Annotated in this window: 1 protein-coding gene; it reads left to right on the forward strand. The window is 73.6% G+C overall.

The window, feature by feature from the left end; all coding sequences use genetic code 11:
* The coding region (locus tag AC559T_RS16725) for an IS30 family transposase (RefSeq protein ID WP_498869333.1) at positions 1-564 on the forward strand (564 nt) is incomplete at both ends.

Here is a 564-nt window from a genome sequence, read left to right on the forward strand (position 1 = left end):
TGCCTGCGCACGGGCCGCGCGCTGCGGATGCCACGCGCGCGGGCCGGACGCCGCGGCGACGGCATGGTCACGCCCGAGGTGCGGATCGGTGCCCGGCCGGTCGAGGCCGCGGACCGGGCGGTCGCGGGGCACTGGGAAGGAGACCTGATCATCGGATTGAACCGGTCCGCGATCGGCACGCTGGTCGAGCGCACCACCCGGCTCACGGTCCTGCTGCACCTGCCCCGCATGGACGGCTACGGCCACGAACCGCGGGTGAAGAACGGTCCGGCGCTGGCGGGCCGCGGCGCCGACGCTGTCCGGGACGCGATCACACGAGCGTTCGCGGAGCTGCCCGAGCAGCTGCGTCGGACCCTGACCTGGGACCGCGGCAAGGAGATGGCCGGACACGCGGCACTGACCGCCGGCACGGGTCTCGGGGTCTACTTCGCCGACCCGCACAGCCCCTGGCAGCGCGGCACGAACGAGAACACCAACGGGCTGCTGCGCCAGTACTTCCCCAAGGGCACCGACCTGTCCCGCTGGACCCGCCACGAACTCGCCACCATCGCCGCGACCCTCAAC

Source organism: Frankia sp. Hr75.2, from assembly GCF_949319125.1.
Lineage (GTDB): Bacteria > Actinomycetota > Actinomycetes > Frankiales > Frankiaceae > Parafrankia > Parafrankia soli.